22 protein-coding genes and 1 tRNA gene are annotated in these 23,293 nt (G+C 69.1%); 15 read left to right on the forward strand and 8 right to left on the reverse strand.

Translation table 11 applies throughout. The annotated features are described in order from the left end of the window. Positions 1 to 4 precede the first annotated feature (4 nt). Positions 5 to 487, forward strand: a complete 483-nt coding sequence (locus tag ALI44B_RS15045; protein WP_077055353.1) for an SIP domain-containing protein — start codon at positions 5 to 7, stop codon at positions 485 to 487. Between the two features lie 162 nt (positions 488 to 649). On the opposite strand, the gene ALI44B_RS15050 is transcribed toward ALI44B_RS15045, so the two are convergent. Then, positions 650 to 1,696: an LLM class flavin-dependent oxidoreductase gene (locus ALI44B_RS15050; protein WP_077055354.1), complete on the reverse strand. Its 1,047-nt coding sequence runs from the start codon at positions 1,694 to 1,696 to the stop codon at positions 650 to 652. A gap of 101 nt (positions 1,697 to 1,797) precedes the next feature. On the opposite strand from ALI44B_RS15050, the gene ALI44B_RS15055 reads away from it, so the two are divergent. From ALI44B_RS15055 to ALI44B_RS15075, 5 genes are all read left to right on the forward strand, one after another. Then, positions 1,798 to 2,859: a siderophore-interacting protein gene (locus tag ALI44B_RS15055; RefSeq protein ID WP_179100285.1), complete on the forward strand. Its 1,062-nt coding sequence runs from the start codon at positions 1,798 to 1,800 to the stop codon at positions 2,857 to 2,859. Positions 2,860 to 2,963: 104 nt separating this feature from the next. Then, positions 2,964 to 4,001 carry an iron-siderophore ABC transporter substrate-binding protein gene (locus ALI44B_RS15060; protein ID WP_077055356.1) on the forward strand — a complete coding sequence of 346 codons (1,038 nt, stop codon included), beginning with the start codon at positions 2,964 to 2,966 and terminating at the stop codon, positions 3,999 to 4,001. Between the two features lie 72 nt (positions 4,002 to 4,073). Further along, positions 4,074 to 5,123: an iron-siderophore ABC transporter substrate-binding protein gene (locus ALI44B_RS15065; RefSeq protein ID WP_077055357.1), complete on the forward strand. Its 1,050-nt coding sequence runs from the start codon at positions 4,074 to 4,076 to the stop codon at positions 5,121 to 5,123. 9 nt (positions 5,124 to 5,132) lie between these two features. Then, positions 5,133 to 6,188, forward strand: coding sequence for a FecCD family ABC transporter permease (locus ALI44B_RS15070; RefSeq protein ID WP_083710099.1), 1,056 nt, complete (start codon positions 5,133 to 5,135; stop codon positions 6,186 to 6,188). Further along, the gene (locus ALI44B_RS15075; RefSeq protein ID WP_077055358.1) at positions 6,185 to 7,261 is read left to right on the forward strand and encodes a FecCD family ABC transporter permease; all 1,077 of its coding nucleotides are present in this window, start codon (positions 6,185 to 6,187) and stop codon (positions 7,259 to 7,261) included. The genes ALI44B_RS15070 and ALI44B_RS15075 overlap by 4 nt, the downstream gene beginning before the upstream one ends. A gap of 103 nt (positions 7,262 to 7,364) precedes the next feature. Here ALI44B_RS15075 and ALI44B_RS15080 read toward each other — a convergent pair whose 3' ends face one another. The 5 genes from ALI44B_RS15080 to ALI44B_RS15100 are packed head-to-tail and all read right to left on the reverse strand — an operon-like array spanning position 7,365 to position 11,821. Then, entirely contained in the window at positions 7,365 to 7,736 is a 372-nt protein-coding gene (locus ALI44B_RS15080; protein WP_077055359.1) for a Fe-S oxidoreductase, read from the reverse strand. Continuing rightward, the gene (locus ALI44B_RS15085) at positions 7,733 to 9,145 is read right to left on the reverse strand and encodes a dihydrolipoyl dehydrogenase family protein (RefSeq protein WP_077055360.1); all 1,413 of its coding nucleotides are present in this window, start codon (positions 9,143 to 9,145) and stop codon (positions 7,733 to 7,735) included. The genes ALI44B_RS15080 and ALI44B_RS15085 overlap by 4 nt, the downstream gene beginning before the upstream one ends. A 2-nt stretch (positions 9,146 to 9,147) precedes the next feature. Continuing rightward, positions 9,148 to 10,044, reverse strand: coding sequence for a crotonase/enoyl-CoA hydratase family protein (locus ALI44B_RS15090; protein WP_083710100.1), 897 nt, complete (start codon positions 10,042 to 10,044; stop codon positions 9,148 to 9,150). Positions 10,045 to 10,075: 31 nt separating this feature from the next. After that, positions 10,076 to 11,026 (reverse strand): arginase family protein, encoded by a 951-nt coding sequence (locus ALI44B_RS15095; protein WP_077055361.1) that lies wholly within the window; start codon positions 11,024 to 11,026, stop codon positions 10,076 to 10,078. 24 nt (positions 11,027 to 11,050) lie between these two features. Then, positions 11,051 to 11,821, reverse strand: a complete 771-nt coding sequence (locus ALI44B_RS15100) for a PspA/IM30 family protein (RefSeq protein WP_077055362.1) — start codon at positions 11,819 to 11,821, stop codon at positions 11,051 to 11,053. A gap of 208 nt (positions 11,822 to 12,029) precedes the next feature. Here ALI44B_RS15100 and ALI44B_RS15105 point away from each other — a divergent pair, with 208 nt between their 5' ends. Next, positions 12,030 to 12,788, forward strand: coding sequence for a gamma-glutamyl-gamma-aminobutyrate hydrolase family protein (locus ALI44B_RS15105; RefSeq protein WP_077055363.1), 759 nt, complete (start codon positions 12,030 to 12,032; stop codon positions 12,786 to 12,788). Between the two features lie 74 nt (positions 12,789 to 12,862). Then, entirely contained in the window at positions 12,863 to 13,705 is an 843-nt protein-coding gene (locus ALI44B_RS15110) for a DUF3097 domain-containing protein (RefSeq protein WP_077055364.1), read from the forward strand. Positions 13,706 to 13,759: 54 nt separating this feature from the next. On the opposite strand, the gene ALI44B_RS15115 is transcribed toward ALI44B_RS15110, so the two are convergent. Beyond that, positions 13,760 to 13,832, reverse strand: a tRNA-Arg gene (locus tag ALI44B_RS15115). 94 nt (positions 13,833 to 13,926) lie between these two features. Between ALI44B_RS15115 and ALI44B_RS15120 the strand changes: the two genes are divergently transcribed. Then, on the forward strand, positions 13,927 to 14,721 hold the full coding sequence (locus tag ALI44B_RS15120) for a transglutaminase-like domain-containing protein (RefSeq protein ID WP_077055365.1): 795 nt from the start codon (positions 13,927 to 13,929) through the stop codon (positions 14,719 to 14,721). Between the two features lie 60 nt (positions 14,722 to 14,781). Here ALI44B_RS15120 and ALI44B_RS15125 read toward each other — a convergent pair whose 3' ends face one another. Next, a complete protein-coding gene (locus ALI44B_RS15125) occupies positions 14,782 to 15,420 on the reverse strand; it encodes a hypothetical protein (protein WP_077055366.1) in 639 nt (212 codons plus the stop codon). 130 nt (positions 15,421 to 15,550) lie between these two features. Here ALI44B_RS15125 and argS point away from each other — a divergent pair, with 130 nt between their 5' ends. The 6 genes from argS (at position 15,551) to thrB (ending at position 23,209) form a co-directional block, all read left to right on the forward strand. Beyond that, positions 15,551 to 17,218: an arginine--tRNA ligase gene (gene argS, locus ALI44B_RS15130; RefSeq protein WP_077055367.1), complete on the forward strand. Its 1,668-nt coding sequence runs from the start codon at positions 15,551 to 15,553 to the stop codon at positions 17,216 to 17,218. A gap of 41 nt (positions 17,219 to 17,259) precedes the next feature. After that, positions 17,260 to 18,051 carry an LmeA family phospholipid-binding protein gene (locus ALI44B_RS15135; RefSeq protein WP_077055368.1) on the forward strand — a complete coding sequence of 264 codons (792 nt, stop codon included), beginning with the start codon at positions 17,260 to 17,262 and terminating at the stop codon, positions 18,049 to 18,051. Between the two features lie 346 nt (positions 18,052 to 18,397). Next, on the forward strand, positions 18,398 to 19,867 hold the full coding sequence (gene lysA / locus ALI44B_RS15140) for a diaminopimelate decarboxylase (protein ID WP_083710105.1): 1,470 nt from the start codon (positions 18,398 to 18,400) through the stop codon (positions 19,865 to 19,867). Next, on the forward strand, positions 19,864 to 21,186 hold the full coding sequence (locus tag ALI44B_RS15145; RefSeq protein ID WP_077055370.1) for a homoserine dehydrogenase: 1,323 nt from the start codon (positions 19,864 to 19,866) through the stop codon (positions 21,184 to 21,186). Before lysA ends, ALI44B_RS15145 begins: the two co-directional genes overlap by 4 nt. After that, positions 21,186 to 22,271 (forward strand): threonine synthase, encoded by a 1,086-nt coding sequence (gene thrC / locus ALI44B_RS15150; RefSeq protein ID WP_077055371.1) that lies wholly within the window; start codon positions 21,186 to 21,188, stop codon positions 22,269 to 22,271. The genes ALI44B_RS15145 and thrC overlap by 1 nt, the downstream gene beginning before the upstream one ends. Before the next feature lie 2 nt (positions 22,272 to 22,273). After that, complete coding sequence (thrB, locus tag ALI44B_RS15155) at positions 22,274 to 23,209, forward strand: homoserine kinase (protein WP_077055372.1); 936 nt, start codon at positions 22,274 to 22,276, stop codon at positions 23,207 to 23,209. Positions 23,210 to 23,293 lie beyond the last annotated feature (84 nt).

The raw sequence follows: 23,293 nt of genomic DNA on the forward strand, positions 1-23,293 counted from the left end.
CGTTATGACGAACGATTCCGTCCTCCCCGAGCACGCCGACAGCGGCTCTTTCGCGCACCTCGGTCACGGGGCTCACGGCGGCCGTCACCGCACGCGTGTGCAGTATCTGCTCGCGGGCGACGAGACGGTTCTGGCCGAGGTTCAGGCGCTCGCCGCAACGCTTCCGCTGTGTGCAACGGGCCGCATCTTCGTCGAGGTCGCCTCAGAGGCGGATGTCTTCGAGCTGTCGGCGCCCCCGCGCATGACCGTCACCTGGTTGGCGCGTTCGACGCGCCGCGGGTCGGTCGGTTCTGGCCGGGCCTGCGCCCGAGGCGAGGCCGTTTCCCGCGCCGCGCGCGCGTGGGCGAGCGAGATGCTGTGCGACGATCCCGAATCGGCGCACATCTGGCTGGGCGGGGACCAGCGCGGGGTGGCCGAGACGTATCGGCACCTGACCGTGGGGCTCGACATCCTGCCCGATCACATTCACGGCGCAGCGCGCGCCTAGGGCTCGCCCGGCGGCTGAATCCGCGCGGGCGGCGTATGCCTCTGCGCTCGCTGTGGCGATTGTTGCTGTGTCGGTGCTCCCGCGCGCGATCACCCGCTCACCATGACGTGCCGCCGGCGGCAGCCGATTGCTCAGCCGCCACCGACGTCAGCGTTGGCGCTCTTAGCCGCGCGGGCTCGCGCCCAGCTCCTTGTCGACCTGCGGCAGAACCTCGGTCGCGAAGAGTTCGATCGAGCGCATCATGAGCGGCTGCGGCACACCCGACCAGTCCATCTGCAGCGCGTGGCGGTCGTAGTCGAGGTGCTGGTGCAGCGCGATCATGCGGTCGGCGACCTCGTTGGGGCTGCCGGCGAAGATGGCGCCGCGGGGTGCGGCCTGCGCGTCGAACGAGGCGCGGTCGGGGGTGGCGAATCCGCGCTCGGCCGAGATGCGCGACATGCTGTCGATCCAGTAGGGGAAGAATGTGTCGCGCGCCTCTTGGCTGGTCGGGGCGATGAAGCCGGGGCCCGAGATGGCGACCTTCAGGGCGCTGGCGTCGTGGCCGGCCTCGGTCGCGGCGCGGCGGTAGAGGTCCACGAGCGGAGCGAAACGCTCGGGGTAGCCGCCGATGACGGCGTAGTTGATGGGCAGGCCGAGAACGCCGGCACGGATGCTGGACTCCGGGTTTCCGCCCGTCGCCACCCAGATGTCGAGGTCGTGTCCGTCGGGCCGGGGCAGAATCTGAGCATCCGTCAGTCCGGCGCGGAACTTGCCGCGCCACGTGACGCGTTCCTGCGCGCTGATGCGCAGCAGAAGGTCGAGCTTCTCTTCATAGAGCGCGTCGTAGTCCTCGAGGTTCTGACCGAAGAGGGGGAACGACTCGATGAATGATCCTCGCCCGGCGGTGAGCTCGGCGCGGCCGTTCGACAGCAGGTCGATGGTGCTGAACTGCTGATAGACCCGCACGGGGTCTTCGGTCGACAGCACTGTCACGGCGCTGCCCAAGCGGATCTTCGAGGTGACGGTCGCGGCGGCCGCGAGCACGGTCGCGGGGGAGGAGATGGCGTAATCGGGGCGGTGGTGCTCGCCGATGCCGAACCAGTGCAGGCCGAGTTCATCGGCGAGCTTGATGCGCTCGATCGTGTTCGCGAGCTGCTGACGGGGTGAGATCTGTTCGCCCGTAACGGGATCGCGGTGGATGTCACCAAAACTGTAGACGCCTAATTCCATACTTATGAATACAACCAGAGGTTGGCGAATATTCCGGCATTCTCTCGGGGATTCGACCGATCACGTTGCGGGCTTTAGGTAAGGCAAGCCATACTTAGGTAGTGCTTACTACGACGGATGCCCCGACCGCCGCCCCTGCCTCCGAGCCCGTGCTGCCCTACCGCTGCTTCACCGTCCGCGTGAAACGCGTCGACCGCCTCACGCCGCACTTCATCCGGGTGACTTTCCACTCCGACGACCTGCAATACTTCGGCACGGACTGCCTCGACCAGCGCATCAAGGTCGTGCTGCCCCTCGCTGAGACGGGCCTCGACACGTTCCCGCAGGGCGGGGATTGGTGGGATGCCTGGCGCGCGCTGCCCAATGAGCAACGCAATCCGTTCCGCACCTACACCGTGCGCGCCGTCCGCCCCGCCGAACGCGAGGTCGACGTGCTCTTCGTCTCGCACGGCGACTCCGGTCCCGCCTCCTCGTGGGTCGCGAACGCCACGGCCGGCGACGAGGCCATCCTCGTCGGGCCCAACGCACTCAGCCCCGACAGCGCGGCGGGCATCGCCTGGAACCCCGGCGCCAGCCGCCGCCTGCTGCTCGCGGGGGACGAGACGGCGGCGCCGGCCATCCTCGCCATTCTCGAGTCATTGCCTCACGATGCGACGGGCAGCGTGTTCATCGAGGTTCCCGACGCGGCCGATGTGCTGCCCGTCGTGGCGCCCGAGGGTGTCGACGTGACGTGGTTGCCGCGGGCCGACGCTGAATCCGCCGCCGCCGCTTCTGCCGCTTCCGCTTCTGCCGCCGCCCCGGCCGTCTACGGCGCCCGCCTCGTGGAGGCCGTCGGCGCGTGGGTCGACAAATTCTGCCTCGACTGCGAACCCGTGGCCGATGCATCCGCTCTCACTCGCGCCGTGGCCGACGACGAGGGCGAGACCGACAACGGCGTGCTGTGGGACGTGCCGGCCGACAGTGCATCCGACGCGGCATCCGACCCCGCAGCGGGTGACCAGAATGACGCCCAGGCCCCGCGCCGCGACGACCTCTACGCCTGGCTCGCGGGCGAGGCCGGCGCCATCAAGACCCTGCGCCGCCACATCGTGACGACCAACGGCATCGACCGTCGCCAGGTTGCCTTCATGGGCTATTGGCGCATCGGCAAGAGCGAGATCTAGCCCCGGCCGCCGCCCCAAACCACATTTTCCCTCCGCGCCGCCACCTCGGGGCGCCCCCTCGTCGTGCCCCGGCACCGTTCCACCCGCCCTCTCGAAAGGACCCCGTGACCACCTCACGCCGCCTCCGCCGCCTTCCCGCCCTGGCTCTTGCCACCCTCACCGCGACAGCGCTCCTCGCGGGGTGCTCGTCCTCGGCCGAACCCGCGTCGAGCGCGGGCGCGTCAGCCGACGGAGCCTTCCCCGTGACGATCGACTCGGCGCTCGGCGAAGCCGTCATCGACGCGAAGCCGAAGCGCATCGTGACAATCGGTCAGGGTTCGGCCGACACGGCCGTCGCGCTCGGCACCACCCCGGTGGCCGTCGAGGAGCAGGTCTGGGGCGGCGACGCCGACGCCCAGCAGGCCTGGGTGCGCGAGGCCATCGAGAAGCGCGGCGACGAACTGCCCGCGACGTTCACGGTGACGCCCGAGATCGACATGGACGCCGTGGCCGAGGCCGAGCCCGACCTCATCCTGGCGCCGCAGTCGGGAATCACGCAGGACCAGTTCGATGTGCTCTCGCAGTTGGCTCCCACGGTCGCTTATCCGGGCGAGGCCTGGTCGACCGCCTGGGATGACCAGATCGAAATCATCGGTGAGGCGCTCGGCCAGAAGAAGGATGCCGAGGGGCTCGTCGACGACATCCGCTCGACCCTCGGAAAGGTCGGCGAGGAGCACCCCGAGTTCGCCGACCTGACGTTCGCCTACCTCTACACCGGCGAGCCGGGCACGCTCGGCGTCTTCCAGCCGAACGAGCCGCGCGCCGCCATCCTCGAACTTATGGGCCTGAAGAGCGACCCGATCGTCGCGCAGCAGGAGGTCACGGCCGGCACCGCGTCGAGCGTCCTCGGCCTCGAGAACGCCGACCTGTTCGATGACACCGACCTCATCTTCAGCTGGTTCTCGGACGCCGAAGAGCAGGCCACGATCGAGGCGCAGCCGCTCTACGCGCAGATCCCCGCCGTCAAGCGCGGTTCGGATGTCGTCACCTACGACAAGCAGTTCGTCAACGCCGCGAGCATCATCACGCCCCTGTCGGTGCCGTGGGTGCTCGACGAATACGTCGACCTGATCGCCGACGCCGCCAGGCGCGTTCCCCGCTAGCCACCCTCATCCCCGCCGCTCGCCCGCGCCGCGCGAGCACCCCGCACCATCCACGTTCAGGAGACCCCCCTCATGACCCCAACTTCCTCTCGCCGTCTCGGGCTGCGCGCCCTCTCGGCCACTCTCGCGGCGGGCCTCGGTCTCGCCGGCCTCGTCGGATGCTCGACCTCGGCGTCGACCGGCACGGGCTCGTCATCGTCATCCGACGCCACTTTCCCGGTCACCATCGACTCGGCGCTCGGCGAGGCCGTCATCGAGAAGAAGCCCGAGCGCGTCGTGACGATCGGCTGGGGTTCGGCCGACACGGTCTACTCGCTCGGAACCACCCCCGTGGCCATCGAGGCCGACCGCTGGGCGGGCGACAAGGATGGCCTGCTGCCCTGGTTCCGCGAGGCCGTCGAGAAGAACGGCGACACGTTGCCCGCCACGTTCGACGTCTACCCCGAGATCGATGTCGACAGCATCGTCGAGGCCGACCCCGACCTCATCCTGGCGCCGCAATCGGGTCTGACGGCCGACCAGTACGACGTGCTCTCGCAGCTCGCCCCAACGGTCGCCTACCCCGACCAGGCGTGGCAGACCCCGTACGACACCCAGATCGAGATCATCGGCAAGGCGCTCGGCAAGACCGACGAGGCGAAGGATCTGGTCGACGAGATCGACACGACCCTCGCCGACGCCGCGGCATCCCACCCCGAATACGCCGAGCACACGTTCGCTTACGTCTATGCGGGTGGCGACCCGGGAACCCTGTCGTTCTACCAGAAGGGTTCTGCGCGCGTCGACATGCTGTCGGCCCTCGGCCTGAAGATGGACGAGACGGTCGCCGAGCAGCCCATCACGCAGGGAACCTTCACCTCGGTCGTAGGCCTCGAGAACGCCGACATGCTCAAGAACGTCGACCTGCTGATCACCTGGTTCAACGACGAGGACGAGGAGAAGGCCACCGAGCAGCAGCCGCTCTACGCGCAGATCCCCGCCGTGCAGCGCGGCTCCTACATGGTCTCGCTCGACCGCCAGCTGGGCATGGCCGTTTCGGCTCTGACGCCGTTGACGGTGCCGTGGGCGCTCGACAAGTACCTGCCGCAGATCGATGAGGCACTCGCGAAGGTCGGCGAGTAGCCTCACCGCATGCACGCCGTCCCCCCAACCCGCGCGCAGGCGCCGCACGTCGATGTTCCCGTCGCCGTGCGGCGCCGTCGTGCGTGGGCTCGGGCGGCGGGGCTCCTGATCGCGGTGGCGGTGCTGGGGCTCCTGGTGCTCGTCAGCCTCTCGGTCGGCTCGAAAGAGATCTCGCTGGGGGATGTCTGGGCGGCACTCGTCGGCAGCCCGCCCGACGACTACACGGCCACCGTGGTCGAGTCGCGCGTCCCGCGCACGCTCCTGGCGGTCGTGGTCGGAGCCGCCCTGGCGGTCGCGGGCGCGGTCATGCAGGGCATCACGCGCAACCCGCTGGGCGACCCGGGACTCCTCGGCGTGAACTCGGGCGCGGCCGCCACGGTCGTCACGTCGATCGCGTTCTTCGGTGTTTCGGCCGCGGGCAATGTGTGGCTGGCCCTGCCCGGCGCGGTGGCCGCCGTCGTCATCGTGTATGCGATCGGCCACGGCAGGGGGCACGGTTCACCGGCCCGCCTGGTGCTGGCGGGCGCCGTCGTCACGGCCGTGTTCTCGGCGTATGTGCAGGCGATCTCGCTGAGCTTTCCCGACGCCTTCGCCGCCTACCGGTTCTGGGTGATCGGCTCGGTCGCGGGCCGCGGCTTCGACACGTTCTGGAGCATCCTGCCGTTCATCGTCGTGGGTCTGGTGCTCTGCCTGAGCCTCGTGGGGCCGCTCAACGCCCTGGCGCTGGGCGAGGATTCGGCGGTCGCTCTCGGCGCGCGCCCGGGTGTCACGCGGCTGGTCGGGGGAGCGGGCACGACGCTGCTCGCGGCCGCTTCGACGGCGGGTGTCGGCCCGATCGGCTTCGTGGGCTTGGCGGTGCCGCATATCGTGCGCGCGCTCATCGGCAGTGATCACCGCTGGCTGCTGCCGTTCTGTGTGGTGCTCGGGCCAGCCCTCGTGCTCACGGCCGATGTCGTGGGGCGGGTCATTGCGCGCCCCGACGAGCTCATGGTGGGCGTCATCACGGCGTTCATCGGAGCGCCCGTGTTGTTCATCGTCGTGCGGCGTCTGGGGGCCCGCGCATGACGCGCGTCGATGCCGCGGCCGTCGCAGCGGGCAGTGGGTCTCGGCAGCCGGCGCGCACGTTCCGGGTGGGCTCGTGGCTCTCGTTCCGTTACCGGCTGCGCCCGCTCGTCGTCTCGCTGCTGCTGGTGGTCTTCACCGTCATCCTGGGCGTCGCCACCCTGACGCTCGGCCGCCTCGGCATCGCGCTTCCCGACCTACCGACGGCTCTGCTCGGCGACGTCTCGGGCAAAGAAAAGTTCATCCTCGGTGTTATCCGCGGCCCCCGTCTCGTGGTCGCCGTCGGTGCCGGTTTCGCCTTCGGGGTGGCGGGCAGCATCTTCCAGCGCGTCACGCGCAATCCGCTGGGCAGCCCGGATGTCATCGGTCTGACGGCCGGCGCATCGGCGGGCGCCGTCTCGGTCAGCCTGTTGTGGCCGAATGTCATCCCCGTGCCCGTCGGAGCATTGATCGGTGCCGTCGCCGCCATGGTCGTCGTCTACGCGTCGACGGGCCGCGGTTTCGCTGCCCCGCAGCGGCTCATCGTGGCGGGCATCGGCGTCTCGGCGCTATCGCTCGCGTTCGTGCAATTCGTGCTGAGTCGCGCTCAGCAGGAGCAGGCCACCGTGGTCTCGGGATGGCTGAACGGCAGCCTCGAGGCCAAGGACTGGTCCGATGCCGCCGTCGTCTGGGCCGCGGTGATCGTGTTCACGGGTCTGGCCCTCGCGCTCGCGCCGCGCACGCTCCTGGTCGAGCTGGGCGACGACATCGCTGATGGTGTGGGCGCCAGGTCGTCGGCCACGCGCGTGTTCATCGTCCTCATCGCCATCGCGCTGTCCGCGGCGGCCGTGAGCGTCTGCGGGCCCATCGCGTTCATCGCCCTGACGGCGCCGCATGTCGCCCGGGCGCTCACGCGCGACGCGGGCGCGGGCCTCCTTGCCGCGGGCCTCACGGGTTCGGCCCTGCTCGTGGCCGCGGATCTGCTCGTGCAGCAGGCGCCGTTGCCGCAGCAACTGCCCGTCGGCATCGTCACGGCGGGGATGGGTGGCCTGTTCCTCGGCTTCCTGCTCATCCGCCAGTGGCGCCGCACGGGCTAGCGACCGGCGCGCCCTGTCCGGAGTGGCCCGCGGCTAGCGGGTCCATCCCGGCGCGAGCCCGCGTGGCCGACCGCTCGCCGCGAACGCTCGGCCCCCGCATCCGCTACCCGCGCTTCTTCGGCAGATAGCCGCCCTTCTCCAAACCGGCCTCGATCTCGAACCGGTTCTTCAACGGATTACGCCCGCTCGCCGCGTAGTACAGCGGGAACAACATGCCGTAGGTCTTCCACTGCTGTTTATGCACGGCTTCGTGTTCGAGCACGTCGTCCGACACATTGTGGTCGGTCAGGTAACACGCTCCGACGCAGCTGCCGCCGCGCCCGAACGTCCACTTCGGCATGCCCGTGAACACGAAGAGGCCGTTCCTCCGCTGCACGCGCCCGGTGCTCCAGATCGTCCCCCAGACCAGCCCGACGAGGGTGGCGTAGAGGTAGCCGAGCCAGGAGAGGGGCGAGCTCAGGAGCGTTCCTTTCACGCCTCGGCCCGGTAGGTCTCGAGCAGCCGCAGCCAGATCTCGCTGATGGTGGGGTAGGAGGGCACGGCGTGCCACAGTCGCGACAGCGGCACTTCGCCGACGACCGCGATGGTGGCCGAGTGGATGAGCTCGGACACGTCGGGCCCCGCGAAGGTCACGCCGACGATGACCTGGCGGCTCTCGTCGACGATCATGCGGGCTTGGCCCTCGTAGCCGTCGGCGTGGAGCGCGCTTCCCGCGACGTTGCCGAGCGCGTAGTCGACCACGCGGATGTCGAGCCCCCGGTCGGTGGCCTGCTTCGCGGTCAGGCCGACCGACGCCACCTCCGGCTCAGTGAACACGACCTGCGGAACGGCCTGGTGGTCGGCCGTCGCCACGTAATCGCTCCACGGCACGGGGTTGGATGCCTCGTCGCCCTGCGCACGCGCCGCGATGACCATGCCGGCGGCCCGCGCCTGGTACTTTCCCTGGTGGGTGAGCAGCGCGCGGTGGTTCACGTCGCCCGCGGCGTACAGCCAGCCACCCTCGACGTCGGTGACGCGCATGGTGTCGTCGACGCTCAGCCAGTCGCCGTCGCTCAGGCCGACGGTCGCGAGCCCGAGGTCTTCGGTGCGGGGCGTGCGGCCCGTGGCCACGATGATCTCGTCGGCGACGACGTGTTCGCCGTCGTCGAGCGTCACGGTCACTTCGCCGTTCTCGGCGCGCGAGACGGAGGCGGGTGAGCCGTGCACGACGGTCGCGCCGCGCGAACGCAACTCGGCGGCCACGAGGTCTCCGGCGAAGGGCTCGTAGGTGCCGAGGAGGCCCGAGCGCGCGATGACGGTGACGGCAGAGCCGAGCGCCTGGTAGGCCGTGGCCATCTCGGCCGCGACGACGCCGCCCCCGATGATGACGGTGCGGGCGGGAATCTGTTCGACGGCCGTGGCTTCGCGGCTCGTCCACGGTGCCACGTCGGCGAGGCCGTCGATGTGGGGGAGCAGCGCGGCGGATCCGGTGCACACGGCGACGGCGTGCGTGGCGTGCAGCGTGCGCGTGCCGTTTTCGGTGGTCACCTCGACGACCTTTTCACCCGCGAGGCGCCCGTGCCCACGCACGAGGTCGATGCCCGCACCCGTCAGCCAATCGACCTGGCCAGAGTCGTTCCACTCGCTCGTGAACGAGTCGCGGCGTTTCAGCACGGCGGCCACGTCGAGCGTGCCCGTCACACCCACCTTCTCGGCGGCGTGCAGGGCCTGTCCCGTGCGCAGCAGAGCCTTGGACGGCATGCAGGCCCAGTAGGAGCACTCGCCGCCGACCAGTTCGCTTTCGACGATGGCCACGCTGAGCCCGGCCTTGTGCGCGTAGTCGGCCACGTTCTCGCCGACGGGTCCGGCGCCGATCACGATCAGGTCGTAGGTGTGTGAGGTCATGGCTATCTTCCTTCGAATTGCGGGGTCGTTCGGGTGAGGAAAGCTTCCATCCCGATGCGGGCGTCTTCCGACGCGCTCAGCCGGGCCAGCAGCGCGGGCAGTTGCGCTTCGGCTTCGGCATCGGGCCCGCGCTGAGCGAGCTTGGCATTCTGCAGGGCGGCCTGCACGGCGAGCGGCGCTTGGGCGGCGATGCGTTCGGCCAGCGCGATGGCGTGCTCGAGCTGCTGCCCGTGCGGCACGATGTCCTGCACGAGTCCCAGCCGGCGCGCCTCGTGGGCGTCGAATTCGTCGCCCGTCAGCACCCAACGCATGGCGTTCGACCAGCCGGCAGTCTTCGCGAACCGCGTGGTCGCGCCGCCGAAGGGCAGGATGCCGCGGCTCACCTCGAGCTGGGCGAACCGCGTCCCTTCGGCCGCCACGACGATCTCAGAGGCGAGGGCCAGCTCGATGCCGAGCGTGAAGCAGATGCCCTGCACGGCGAGCACGACGGGTTTGGACTGCTGCGTGCCGTCGACCTGCCACGGGTGCAGACCGTCGGGCGGCACGATCTCGAGCGTCCCGGCTTGCACGCGCGGACCGATGTCGGCGAGGTCGAGCCCCGCCGTGAAGTGCTCGCCGACGGCATAGACGACGCCCACCCGCAGCTCGGGCTCCCGGTCGAGCAGGCCATACGCCGAAGACAGCTCGCTGAGCATGCGCGCGTCGGCGGCGTTGCGTTTGTCGGGGCGGTTCAGGCCGATGAGCAGCAGATGGCCGCGCCGCTCGACCAGCACACGCTCGTCGGTGGTGGCGGCCGCGGTCTCAGCGGCGGCGGCCGCGGTGTCAGAAGCGGCAGCGTCAGTCGCGTCGGCCGCCGTGGCGTCGTCGCTCTCGGGCACAGGCGTCGTTGCAGGTGTCATATCACTCACGTTACCCGCCTCCCGTCCGCGGTCAGCGGGCGAGTGCTCCGATGACGCGCAGGATGGTTCCGAGGTCGTCGTCGGCCGCTTCGGCGCTGGCGGGCGCAAACCCGGTGAGGCTCGCTCCGGCGAACGTGAACCGCTCCTTCAGGGCGACGATCGCCTCGACGAGCGTGGCGGGTTCGACGCCGAAGGGTTCCGGCCCCGTGATTCCGGCGATCCGGGCGGGGTCGAGCACATCGAGGTCGACGTGCACGTAGACGAAACGGGCTCCGGATGCCTCGACAGCGGCCACGAGGTCATCCGCGGTCGTGCGTTCCACCGTCAGAGCCGTCATGGCCGACCCCTCGATGAACGCGGCCTCGGCGTCATCGAAGGACCGGGCACCGGCGAGCACGATGCGCTCGTCGTTCACGGGATGCGTCGCGGTCAGTGGCCAGGCCCCGTCGCCCATGATGGCGCGCAGCACCATGCCCCCGAAGGCGCCGGATGTCGATGTGTCGGGTGTGTTCAGATCGCCATGCGCATCGAACCACACGACCGCCAGGTCGGACCCATGCGCGCGGGAAGCGTGGTCGATGGCGCCGAGCGCGACACCACAGTCGCCGCCGACGACGAGCACGGGCTCGGCATTCAAGGCACCCCCGGAGTTCTCGGCGGCGCTTGTCGCGCTGCCGGTGTCGGGCTCGCTTTCCGCGTTCTGCGCTCTCTCGCCGCTCTCGGCGTCCACGCCAGCCTCATCGCCCTCGCGGGCGATCCGGTCGTAGCGCTCGAGTGTGGCGACGACAGCTTCACGCACCATCTGTATCGACGACGCGCGATTAATGCCGGTGTCCATGGCCGACCCGGCTTCGAGGGGAACCTGGACGACCTCGGTGCGCGAGGCGGGCAGGTCTCCCCGAATCGCCTCGGCACCGTCGATCAACTGCATGGCCCGAGCGGAGGGCGAACCCTGCCACTCGGGCGCCACGAGGTAGCGCATGGGTCTCGCTCCGCAGCCCGGAGCTTAGGAACCGGCGCCCGGCGTGTAGGGCGGGTTCGGAGCCTCGACGGCGGCGCGGCTGGGGCTGCCCGACTTGAGCGCGGCCAGTCGGGCCTCGACCTCGGTCAGCTCGCCGAGGTCGTCGAGCGATTCGAACTGGGCGTCGAGGCTGGATGCCGACAGCTCGGCCTGGCCCTTCACCTTGGCCTCTTCGCGGCGGATCTTCTCCTCGAAGCGGCTGACCTCGCTGGTCGGGTCCATGATGTCGATGCTCTTGACGGCGTCGTGCACGCGGGCCTGCGCCTCGGCCGATTTGGCGCGGGCGACGAGCTCGTTGCGCTTCGACTTGAGCTGTTCGAGCTTCTGCTTCATGCCGTTCAGCCCGTTCTTCAGCTGATCGACCACCTGCGTCTGCGACGCGATCTGCGGCTCGGCGGCCTTCGCCTCGTTCTCGGACCCGATCTGGCGCTGCAGCGCGACCTTGGCCAGGTTGTCGAACTTGTCGGCGTCGGCGGCGTGTCCGCTGCTGCGGTATTCGTCGGCCTTGCGGCTCGCGGCGATGGCCTTGTTGCCCCAGTCGGCCGCAGCCTGCACGTCTTCGCGGTGGTCTTCTTCGAGCAGGCGCAGGTTGCCGATGGTCTCGGCGATGGCGCTCTCGGCGTCGGCGATGGAGGCGGTGTAGTCACGCACCATCTGGTCGAGCATCTTCTGCGGGTCTTCCGCTCCGTCGAGCAAAGCGTTGATGTTCGCCTTCGCCAACTGCGTGATCCGGCCGAAAATGGACTGTTTCGCCATGGTGCTCCCTCTCGTCAAGCGGTGTGATTCCCACTCTAGGGCGGGGCACCGACACCGGCATCAGCTTTTGCAGAGAGAACGCACAGAATAGGATGTCGCGCCCGCACGCCCTTCTGTGTCACCGTGTTACACACCCGTTGCCCCTGTCGGTGGTGCGGGGCAGGATAGAAACACCACCACCACTCGCACCTCAGGAAGGGGGCCACCCATGCACGATCTCCACACCGATCTGCGTCTCGCTGTCATCGAGGTCGCGAGCATGCGCGAACACGCCCCCGATTACGACGAGTTCGTGGCCCAGCTCATCGGGCGCACCGTGTCAGAGGCCGAGAGTGCCGGGTGGCAGGTGTCGCGCCACGCGGCCGCCGATCTCGGTGCCGAGGCGCTGCTCGAGGTCACCGACAAGGCCGACGCCATCGTGATCCTCGGGGGAGAAGACATCCACCCGCGTCACTACGGCGAAGAGGTCGGCTACCCGGGCGAGGGCGTGCACTACGACGACGCCGATCTGGCGCAGATCGCCGTGGCCCGCCGTGCCGCCGAGCGCGCAACGCCCCTCCTCGGCATCTGCCGCGGTCACCAGGTCATCAACGTGGCCCTGGGTGGCACGCTCATCCCCGACCTGGGCGACGAGAGCGGCCACCGCAACATCGACGTCCCCATCGAAGACGTGCTCACGCCGCACGAGATCCAGCTCGAGCGTTCCTCCACTCTGGCGCTCCGCCTCGGTGGCGCCGCCGTCACCGTGCAGAGCGCCCACCACCAGGCCGTCGGCCGCCTGGGCGAGGGCCTCATCGCGGTCGGCTGGTCGCACGACGGACATGTCGAGGCCATCGAGCACGAGGTCCTGCCCATCACGGGCGTGCAGTTCCACCCCGAGGCGCCGTCGTCGCCCGCCGGTCAACTCGCCGGACTCCTCGAGGGCCTCGCCCGCGAGGCAGAGCGCGCCCAGCTCCTCGCCGCTTGACCCCCGGCTTTCCGCCGAGCCGTTCCACGCGTGGCATCCGCCCGGTGTCGCCGCGGTCGCCTAGCGTTGAACCCATGCACGACGACCGCTACTCCACCGATGTCCTCGCCGGCGACTGGAAGGGCCGCAACAAGCCCGTCATCCCCACGCAGCCGGCCACGCTCGACCTGGTCGTCGAAGACATTCGCACGGGATGGGCGGGCGCCATCACCCGCGTCGAGGGCAAGATGGTCGAGCTCGAGGACTGGAAGGGCCGCCGTCGCACGTTCCCCCTGGGCGGCGGTTTCCTGCTCGAGGGGCAACCGATCACGTTGGTCGCGGCACCTCGGGCTTCCGCCGGGCGGGCGCGCACGGCATCCGGATCGTTTGCCGTCGAGCAGGAGCGCGCCCGGGTGGCCCGCAGCAGCCGCATCTTCGTCGAGGGTAAGCACGACGCCGAGCTGGTCGAGCGCGTGTGGGGCGACGACCTGCGCATCGAGGGCGTCGTCGTCGAGTTCCTCTCGGGCGTCGACGACCTCGACCAGATCGTGCGCGACTTCAAGCCCTCGCGCGAGCGCCGCGTCGGTGTGCTCGTCGACCACCTGGTGCCCGGCTCCAAGGAGAGCCGCATCGCCGAGACGGTGGCGCGCGGGCCCTTCGGTGCGCACGTGCTGGTGGTGGGGCATCCCTATGTCGACGTCTGGCAGGCCGTGAAGCCGGAACGACTGGGGCTCACCGAGTGGCCGACCATCCCGCGTTCGATGGAGTGGAAGAAGGGCATCTGCAAGGCGCTCGGATGGCCGCATGAAACGCAGGCCGACACGGCCAGGGCCTGGCAGCGCATCCTCGGCCAGGTGCGCACCTTCGCCGACCTCGAACCACAACTGCTCGGCCGCGTCGAACAACTCATCGACTTCGTCACCGAACCGACCGCCTAAAGGAGCAATCACCGGCAGGAATCGCATCGCCGGAACGGCGAGCCACAAACACGGTGCCTCTGACAGGATTTGAACCTGCGACTTCTTCCTCCGGAGGGAAGCGCTCTATCCACTGAGCTACAGAGGCGGACTACTCGTAGAATCTACCAGACATCCCGCGCCCGGCATCGCCCCGCTCAGGGGGTGCTTCGAGGCCAGAAACGCGTGCGAAGATATCTCACATGCAGCGCACCGTATCGGCCGACCTCCGCTTCGACCTGGGTGCCACGAGCGATGTGATCCTCTCGCTCGCGGTGGCCGCCGCCACCCCGCTGTTCACTGAAACGCTCACGTGCACGCGTGATGGCGAGACGGTCCCGGTGACCGAGCTCATCGACCGGCACGGCGCCCGGCTTCACCGCGTGCGAGCGGATGCCGGCAGCTACGTCGTGCGTTACGACGCCGTCATCGCGGCCGATCGCCTGCCCGACCCCGTCGACCCCGTCGATGTCATCCGCTACCTGCGCCCGTCCCGCTACGCCGAGTCGGACCGCATCGCATCGTTCGCCGCCCAGACCTTCGGGGGAGCGCAGGGTTTCGACCTGCTCGACCGCGTCGTCGACTGGGTCTCGAACACGCTCTCTTATGTGCCCGGTTCGAGCGTCGGCACCGACAGCGCCATGTCGACCTTCGCGTCGTCTGAGGGGGTCTGCCGCGACTACGCGCACCTCACGATTGCGTTGTTGCGCGCCCGCGACCTACCGGCCCGCATGGTCTCGGTCTATGCGCCGGGCCTCTCGCCCATGGACTTCCACGCGGTCGTCGAGGCCTACGTCGACGGCGCCTGGTATGTGGTCGACGCCACGCGCCTGGCTCCGCGGCAGTCGCTCGTCCGCATCGCAACGGGCCGGGATGCCTCGGATGTCGCGTTCCTCACCAATCACTGGACCGGCCTCACCCTTGGCGACGTCTCGGTCACCGCAACCGCCGAGGAGCTCCCGCGCGACGACGGCTGGTCGCGCGTCCAGCTCGGCTGACCCACCGTCCGTTAACGCACGAATGCCCCGGCCGAAACCGGGGCATTCATCATCCAGCGTCTAGGACGCCGGCAGGTGGGGGATGGCCGCCATGAGCAGCTGCTGCGCGTCGCCCGGCTCGAGGAACTCGTCAGAGGACAGCGTCAGCCAGTAGGAGCCGGTGAAGACCTGCGCCTGGCCCTTCGTTCCGACCATGTTGAAGTAGCCTTCGACACTCGCCGGGTCGCCGTAGGTGGGAACCGAGCCGCCGGCCTGGAACGCAATGTTCTTGAGCGACGTCAGCTGGTCGTCGGTGAGCTTCGCCAGCCCGAGGTCGATTGTCGACTCGCTCGTGTTGTTCTTCCACTGGCAGGTCAGGCCGTTCATGCCGGCGATCTGTCCGGCCTTCGAGTCGACGGCCGGTTTCGCGGCGGGCAGCGCCGTGTAGTTGGGGTTGTAGTCGTAGACATCCTGCAGCGTGAGCAGCTGGTCGCAGGTCACGCCGACGGGGGACGAGATGACCGCGTCGGAGGTGGGGGCGGCGGTCGCGGCGGGGGTCTCGGTGGCGGTCGGGGTGGCGCTCGCCGTCTCGATGGGGGTGGGTGTGCCGGTCGACCCCGACGACGCGCCACACGCGGTGAGCGCGGTGAGGGCGACGATTGCGGCGACGGACAGTGTGGCGGCGCGCGATGCGCGGGCTACCCGGGGCGACAAGGCCATGACTTTTCCTCCTGTTGAGCGGTCTCGTGAACCATACCAAGCACAGATCACGCGCTTCGTTATATAGCCCCGTTTCCGCGTTCGATTCCCGGCAGATGGTTACATTCGGTGCACGGTAGAGTTGATCGCTGTGACTCCCGCAGACCTCTCCCGCAGCCTCTTCGACCTCCTCGTCCCGCTCGTCGAGGGGCGACGACCGGGTGCCGGTGCCGAGCTCTCGCCCACCGATGTGGTGCTCGAGCGTCCGAAGAACCGCGAGCACGGCGACTGGTCCTCCAACATCGCCATGCGCCTGGCCAAGAAGCTCGGCACCAACCCGCGTGAGCTGGCCGCCGAGATCGCCGAGAGCCTCGCCTCGGTCGACGGCGTGCAGGGCGTGGATGTCGCGGGCCCCGGTTTCATCAACGTGCGCCTCGACGCGGCCGCTGCCGGCCAGATCGCGCACACCATCGTCGAGCGCGCGCACAACTACGGCCGCAACGAGTCGCTCGCCGGTCACGTCATCAACCTCGAGTTCGTGTCGGGAAACCCGACGGGTCCGCTGCACCTCGCGCACACGCGCTGGGCCGCCGTCGGCGATTCCCTCGGACGGGTGCTGCGCGCATCCGGAGCTGAGGTCGGCACCGAGTACTACATCAACGACGCGGGCAACCAGATGGACAAGTTCGGCCTGTCGGTGCAGGCGGCGGCCTTCGGCGAGCCCACGCCCGACAAGGGCTACCCGGGCGAGTACATCGGCGAGCTCGCGGCGCGGGTCGTGGCCGCCGACCCGTCCATTCTCGAGCGCCCGCGCGACGAGACGCTGGCCGAGTTCCGCGAGCGTGCCTACCAGCTGCAGATGGCCGAGATCAAAGATTCGCTCGAGCGCTTCAACGTGCACTTCGACGTCTTCTTCACCGAGCAGACCCTGCACGAGAAAGACCCGGCGACGGGTCGCAGCGCCATCGACGACGCGGCCGAGCGCCTCAAGGCCCAGGGCCACGTGTTCGAAGACGACGACGCCGTCTGGGTGCGCACGACCGACTTCGGTGACGACAAAGACCGCGTCATGATCCGCGGCAACGGCATCTACACCTACTTCGCGGCCGACGCCGCCTACTACCTTTCCAAGAAGGATCGCGGCTACACCGAGAAGATCTACCTGCTGGGCGCCGACCACCACGGCTATGTGCACCGTCTGCGCGCCCTCTCGGGTGCCGCGGGTGACGACCCCGACGTCAACATCCAGGTCCTCATCGGCCAGATGGTCACGGTCAACGGTGCGAAGCTGTCGAAGCGCGCCGGCAACATCGTCGAGCTCGACGACCTGCTCGAGTGGGTGGGCGCCGATTCGCTGCGCTACGAGTTGGCGCGCTACCCCAGCGACACGCCGCTCGACCTCGATGGCGAGCAGTTGCGCAAGCGCAGCAACGAGAACCCGGTTTTCTATGTGCAATATGCACATGCGCGCACCCGCAGCGTCGCCCGCAACGCGGCCGAGGCCGGCGTCGACCGCAGCGTCTTCCGCCCCGAGCTCCTCGAGCACGAGACGGAGTCGGCGCTCCTCGGCGCGCTGCAAGAGTTCCCGCGCATCGTGGCCCAGGCCGCCGAGCTGCGCGAACCGCACCGCGTTGCGCGCTACCTCGAAGAGATCGCCGGGTTGTATCACCGCTGGTACGACAACTGCCGCGTCATCCCGCTCGGCGAGCAGCCCGTGGAAGACGTGCACCGCACGCGCCTGTGGCTGAACGACGCGACGGGCACGGTGTTGCGCAACGGACTCGAGCTGCTCGGTGTGACGGCGCCCGACCGCATGTAGCGGGGCGGTTGACAGGGGGAACGATGGGGGAGCAGCAACACATGAGCGACGGTTTCGATTTCGCGTTCGAAGAATCGGATGTTCCGCGGCGCGCCCGCTTCGGCTGGGTGCTGTGGCTGTTCCTCATCCCGGCCATCGTCGGCGTGGGGTGGCTCGCTCTCTGGATGCTCGACAGCGCGCTCAGCGACGTCGCCGAGGGTGTCGTCAAGAAGCAGATCGAGGACAACCTGCCCGAGGGCGTGGTCGCGGACGTCGACGTCGAGATCAGCGGTCCACCGTTTATCTATCAATACGTCACTGGTGTTTTCGAGACCGTGACGGTGACCGCTCGGGATGCGACCATCAACGACATCCCCATCTCGGCCCGGGCCGTCTTGAGCGATGTGCCGAAGGACACGACCGAGCCCGTCGGGCATGTCGACGCCTCCTTCTCGATCTCGCAGCAGGCGCTCGACGTGCTGGCCGAGGCTCCGGATGCCGATCAGGCCCTCACCTTGGGCGACGGCGTCGTCACGTACGACTCCACGCAGACCGTCCTCGGTTTCCAGATCCCCTACACGCTGACGGCCACTCCCACGGTTGCGGGAAACGCCGTCGAGCTCGTACCCGAGAAGGCTTCTGTCGATGTCGGGTCGCTCAACATCGACGTGCAGCCCATCATCGACCTGCTCCTGCAGCAGCAGCCTCTCTCCATCTGTGTCGCGTCGCGCCTGCCGGAGGCCGTCACGCTCACGGGCCTCACCGTGACGCCCGACGAGGCCACCGTCACGGCATCGGCCGATGACGTCGTCCTGTCTGGCAGCTCGCTCCGCACTCCGGGCTCCTGCGGCTAGACGGCTCCGCTCTCGGCGCCTGGGGCTAGATTGCTCCGAACGCCGGGCACCCGCGGTTAGACGGCTCCGAGCTCCGGGAACGTGCGGATAGACGGTTCCGCGCGAGGTGACCGCCCGGTTGATTCGTTTGGCGAGCCCGCGCCGTTCGGGTGACCGCCCGACTGCGACGCGGCCTCGCTATATGCCGTCGCGAGGATGACCTCTCGATAGGTTTGTTCTCCACAGCGCGCCCAGCGCTGAATCGTCCACAGCCCCGCCGCGGGTTCGTGGCCCAGAGACGTTCTCGGTACACTTTGGGAGTCGTCCTCTGCCGGGCGACTGCTCCCTCCGCACGATTGGTTCCCCGGTGGCAACACACCCCCTCGCACCCGACTGGCTGGCCCTGCCCGCCGACGCCAACGACTTAGGCGACGGCCTCTTCTCGGCCAACACCGAGCGCGACCAATACGGCCAGATCCAGGTGGCCGGTGTCACCGCGGGCGAGCTCGTCGAGACCTTCGGCACTCCTCTCTATGTGGTCGACGAGGCCGACGCCCGGGCCCGCGCCGCGCGCACGCTCGGCGCGTTCCGTTCGGCCGTTGCCGCGCGCGCCGCCTCTGGTGCCCGAGCCGAGGCGGCTGCCGACGCGCCCGCCGGCTCCACAGACACCCCCCGCGTGCCCGGTGTGACGATCTATTACGCCGCAAAGGCGTTCCTGTCGGCCGAGGTCGCACGGTGGATGATCGAAGAGGGCCTCAACATCGATGTGTGCTCGGGTGGAGAGCTGGCCGTCGCTCTCGCCGCCGGCGCTCCGGCCGCGCGCCTCGGGTTCCACGGCAACAACAAGTCGCTGGCCGAGATCGAACGCGCCGTCGCGGCGGGCATCGGCACCATCGTGCTCGACAGCCTCGAAGAGATCGAGCGGGTCGCCGAGGCATCCGCTCGCCACGGGCGACGACAGGGAGTCCGCCTGCGGGTCAACAGCGGCGTTCACGCGCACACGCACGAATTCCTCGCCACCTCGCACGAAGACCAGAAGTTCGGGCTGCCGCTCACCGACACGGCCGCGGCCGTCGCCCAGATCCGCAGCCACGAGTCGCTCGACTTCCGCGGGCTGCACTGCCACATCGGCTCGCAGATCTTCGACGCGTCGGGCTTCGGCGAGTCGGCCGCACGCCTCCTCATCGCGCACCGAGAGCTCCTCGAGGGCGGGCCCGTGCCTGAACTCAACCTCGGGGGCGGTTTCGGCATCGCCTACACGACGGCCGACGACCCGCAGCCCATCGAACAGATCGCCGAGGGCATCGCCGAAGCCGTCTTCCGGGCCGCCGCCGATCTCGGCGTCGAGGTTCCCAATCTCGCCTTCGAGCCGGGGCGCAGCATCATCGGCCCCGCCGGCATGACCCTCTACACCGTCGGCACCCGCAAAGATGTCCACGTCGCGGGCGAGGACGGCTCGTCGTCGGTGCGCCGCTATTTGAGCGTCGACGGCGGCATGAGCGATAACGCCCGTCCCTCCCTCTATGGCGCCGACTATTCGGTCCGCCTCGCCAACCGGGTCTCCGACGCGCCGGCCGCGCTCGTGCGACTCGCCGGAAAACACTGTGAATCCGGCGATATCGTCGTCAACGCCGACTACCTGCCGGGCGATGCCGCCTCGGGCGACATCGTCGCCGTGCCCGCGACGGGCGCCTACTGCTGGTCCCTCGCGAGCAACTACAACTACCTCGGTCGCCCCGCCGTCGTCGCCGTCGTCGACGGCACCGCGCGCGTGATCGTTCGTGGCGAGACCGAGGCCGAACTACTGGCGCGCGACGCCGGATTGGACGCACGATGATCGAATACCGCACGCTCCGGGTGGCCCTGTTGGGCGCCGGCTCCGTTGGCTCCCAGGTGGCGCGTCTGCTGCTCGAGAACCGCGAAGAGCTGGCGGCCCGATCGGGAGCCGACCTGCAGCTCGTGGGCATCGCCGTGCGCAACCTCGACGCCAAGCGCGACGTCGAGCTGCCCGCCGAGCTCTATACGACCGACGCCGAGACGCTCATCGTGGGCGCCGACATCGTCATCGAGCTCATGGGTGGCATCGAACCCGCCAAGACGTATATCCTGCAGGCGCTGAACGCCGGTGCCGACGTCATCACGGGTAACAAGGCCCTCCTGGCCGAGCACGGCGCCGAGATCTTCGGTGCCGCCGAGCAGGTCGGGGCCGAGGTCTACTACGAGGCCGCGGTCGCCGCAGCCATCCCGATCATCCGCCCACTGCGCGACAGCCTCGCGGGCGACAACATCAAGCGCATCCTGGCAATCGTCAACGGCAGCACGAACTACATCCTCGACCGCATGGATCGTTTCGGCGACAGCATGGCCGACGCCCAGAAGACCGCCTTCGAGCTGGGGTTCCTCGAGGCCGACCCGACGCTCGACGTCGAAGGTTACGACGCGGCGCAGAAAGCCACCCTGTTGGCCAGCCTCGCGTTCCACTCGAGCGTGCCCGCCAGCGGCGTGCACCGCGAGGGAATCAGCCAGATCACGCCCGAGCAGATCCAGGCGGCCAAAGACGCCGGCTATGTGATCAAGCTCCTGGCCATCGCCGAGCGCATCACCGACGAAGACGGCACCGAGGGTGTCTCGGCCCGGGTCTATCCCGCGCTCGTTGACCGCAATCATCCGCTCGCGTCGGTGCACGGCGGCAACAACGCCGTCTTCGTCGAAGCAGAGGCAGCCGGCCCCCTCATGTTCTATGGCGCGGGAGCGGGCGGCGTGCAAACGGCCTCGGCCATCCTCGGCGACCTCGTCTCGGCCGCCCGCCGTCACGTCGCCGGCGGCCCCGGTCTCGGCGAGTCGACGCACGCCGACCTCCCACTCCTGCCCATCGGCAGTGTCACCACCAAGTATCAGATCAGCCTTCTCGTCACCGACCGTCCGGGCGTCCTCGCCCGGATCGCTGGCATCCTCAGCGACGGTGGCGTCTCGGTCGAAACGGTCCAGCAGACCGTCCAACCCGGCGAAGAAGACGACGCCACCGGCACCGCCACCCTGGTGATCGGAACCCACGCGGCCCGCGAGGCCGCGCTGCAGGCAACAGTCGAGGCGTTGACGGCCAGCGAAGACACGCAGGCCGTCGTCAGTGTTCTACGAGTTGAAGGAGCCGAATAATGGCGAAGCAGTGGCGCGGAGTTCTGCACGAATACGCAGACCGTCTCGACATCAGTGACAAGACCCCCATCATCAGCCTTGGCGAGGGTGGCACGCCGCTCATCGCCGCGCGGGCCCTCTCCGAGCGCACGGGCGCCCGCGTCTACGTGAAGTTCGAGGGCATGAACCCCACGGGCTCCTTCAAAGACCGCGGCATGACCATGGCCGTCTCGAAGGCCGTCGAACACGGCGCAAAGGCCATCATCTGCGCCTCGACCGGCAACACGTCGGCCTCGGCCGCCGCCTATGCCGCGCACGCCGGAATCACGGCCGCCGTGCTCGTGCCCGAGGGCAAGATCGCCATGGGCAAGCTCAGCCAGGCCGTCGCCCACAACGGTCAGCTCATCCAGATCCAGGGCAACTTCGACGACTGCCTCGACATCGCGCGCGACCTCGCCGAGAACTACCCGGTTCACCTCGTCAACTCGGTCAACAACGACCGCATCGAGGGCCAGAAAACGGCAGCCTTCGAAATCGTTGAGGTGCTCGAAGACGCGCCCGACTTCCATTTCATCCCCGTCGGCAACGCGGGCAATTACACCGCCTACACGCGCGGCTACAGCGAAGAGCTCGAGCGCGGCGCCACGACGAAGCTGCCCCGCATGTTCGGGTTCCAGGCCTCCGGCAGCGCGCCCATCGTGCGCGGTGAACTTGTTCGCCACCCCGAGACCATCGCCAGCGCCATTCGCATCGGCAACCCCGCCTCGTGGGAGCTCGCCCTCACGGCGCGCGAGAAGACCGACGGCTACTTCGGTGCCATCGACGACGACAAGATCCTGCTCGCGCAGAAGATCCTGGCCTCCGAGGTCGGCGTCTTCGTCGAGCCCGCGTCCGCCATCAGCGTCGCCGGCCTGCTTGAGCGCGCCGAAGCCGGCCAGGTTCCCGCGGGCAGCACCGTGGTGCTCACGGTCACCGGTCACGGGTTGAAAGACCCGCAGTGGGCCCTGCGCACGGAGGACGGCGGCCAGGTCACCCCCACCATCGTTCCCGTCGACACGGCCGAGGTCGCGAGCGTGCTCGGCCTCGTCGCCGCACCGCAGGCGTGACCATGACCCCGCGCCGGGTGGCGGTGAAGGTTCCGGCCACCACCGCCAATCTCGGCCCCGGCTTCGACACGCTCGGTCTCGCGCTGAGCGTCTACGACGAACTCGACGTGCAGGTGCGCGACGAGCCCGGCGCCCACGTCACCGTGCACGGTGTCGGCGCGGGCGAAGTGCCCACCGACGAGAGCAACCTCGTCGTCTCGTCGATGGCCTACACGTTCGAGGCCATGGGGCGGCGCATGCCCGGCGTGAACGTCACGGCGCACAACACCATCCCGCACGGGCGGGGGCTCGGTTCATCGGGCGCCGCCGTCGTCTCGGGCATCATGGCCGCGAAGGGGCTGCTGCAGGGCGACGTCGAGATCGACGCCGACACGCTGCTGCGCATCGCGACCGACCTCGAGGGCCACCCCGACAACGTGGCGCCGGCCCTGTTCGGCGGGCTCACGATCGCGTGGCTCACGACATCCGGGCCCAAGCAGAAGCGGCTCATCGTGCACCGCGGTGTCGCCCCGCTCGTCTTCGTACCGCAGTTCACCATGTCCACCAAGCTCGCGCGCAGCCTGCAGCCCGCCTCGGTGCCGCACGAAGACGCCATCTTCAACGTGTCCCGCTCGGCGCTGCTCATCGCGGCCCTCACGCAGAGCCCTGAGCTCATGCTCGCGGCCACCGAAGACAAGCTGCACCAGAACTACCGCGCGGCCGCCATGCCCGAAACGGCCAAGCTCGTCACCCTGCTGCGCAACGCCGGTTACGCGGCCGTCGTCTCGGGTGCCGGGCCCTCCATCCTCGTGCTGGCGGATGGCCCCGGCCAACGTCTCGCGGCCGCCGAACTCGTCGCCACCCAGGCCGACACGCCGTGGCAGGCCCTGATGCTCGCGGTCGACTTCAAGGGTGCGACCGTGACGCCGGTCGACGACGACGAGAGCCCCGCCCAGTAGTTCGGATGCGGCATCCGACACGCAAGCGCAACCCCCGGTGCGTGTGGCGGGCCGCCCGAAGTTTGAGTGCTACAGTGGTAGCGA

This window comes from Leifsonia sp. ALI-44-B (assembly GCF_001984125.1).
Classification (GTDB): Bacteria; Actinomycetota; Actinomycetes; order Actinomycetales; family Microbacteriaceae; genus Okibacterium.

Bases quoted from the DNA above. Each gene is read 5' to 3' on its own strand.
- ALI44B_RS15100 (WP_077055362.1), bottom strand. From the start codon at position 11,821: ATGGCGAAACAGTCCATTTTCGGCCGGATCACGCAGTTGGCGAAGGCG.
- ALI44B_RS15045 (WP_077055353.1), top strand. From the start codon at position 5: ATGACGAACGATTCCGTCCTCCCCGAGCACGCCGACAGCGGCTCTTTC.
- thrC (WP_077055371.1), top strand. From the start codon at position 21,186: ATGGCGAAGCAGTGGCGCGGAGTTCTGCACGAATACGCAGACCGTCTC.
- ALI44B_RS15110 (WP_077055364.1), top strand. From the start codon at position 12,863: ATGCACGACGACCGCTACTCCACCGATGTCCTCGCCGGCGACTGGAAG.
- ALI44B_RS15095 (WP_077055361.1), bottom strand. From the start codon at position 11,026: ATGCGCTACCTCGTGGCGCCCGAGTGGCAGGGTTCGCCCTCCGCTCGG.
- ALI44B_RS15145 (WP_077055370.1), top strand. From the start codon at position 19,864: ATGATCGAATACCGCACGCTCCGGGTGGCCCTGTTGGGCGCCGGCTCC.
- ALI44B_RS15065 (WP_077055357.1), top strand. From the start codon at position 4,074: ATGACCCCAACTTCCTCTCGCCGTCTCGGGCTGCGCGCCCTCTCGGCC.
- ALI44B_RS15075 (WP_077055358.1), top strand. From the start codon at position 6,185: ATGACGCGCGTCGATGCCGCGGCCGTCGCAGCGGGCAGTGGGTCTCGG.
- ALI44B_RS15105 (WP_077055363.1), top strand. From the start codon at position 12,030: ATGCACGATCTCCACACCGATCTGCGTCTCGCTGTCATCGAGGTCGCG.
- ALI44B_RS15085 (WP_077055360.1), bottom strand. From the start codon at position 9,145: ATGACCTCACACACCTACGACCTGATCGTGATCGGCGCCGGACCCGTC.
- thrB (WP_077055372.1), top strand. From the start codon at position 22,274: ATGACCCCGCGCCGGGTGGCGGTGAAGGTTCCGGCCACCACCGCCAAT.
- ALI44B_RS15070 (WP_083710099.1), top strand. From the start codon at position 5,133: ATGCACGCCGTCCCCCCAACCCGCGCGCAGGCGCCGCACGTCGATGTT.
- ALI44B_RS15120 (WP_077055365.1), top strand. From the start codon at position 13,927: ATGCAGCGCACCGTATCGGCCGACCTCCGCTTCGACCTGGGTGCCACG.
- ALI44B_RS15050 (WP_077055354.1), bottom strand. From the start codon at position 1,696: ATGGAATTAGGCGTCTACAGTTTTGGTGACATCCACCGCGATCCCGTT.
- ALI44B_RS15135 (WP_077055368.1), top strand. From the start codon at position 17,260: ATGAGCGACGGTTTCGATTTCGCGTTCGAAGAATCGGATGTTCCGCGG.
- ALI44B_RS15125 (WP_077055366.1), bottom strand. From the start codon at position 15,420: ATGGCCTTGTCGCCCCGGGTAGCCCGCGCATCGCGCGCCGCCACACTG.
- ALI44B_RS15090 (WP_083710100.1), bottom strand. From the start codon at position 10,044: ATGACACCTGCAACGACGCCTGTGCCCGAGAGCGACGACGCCACGGCG.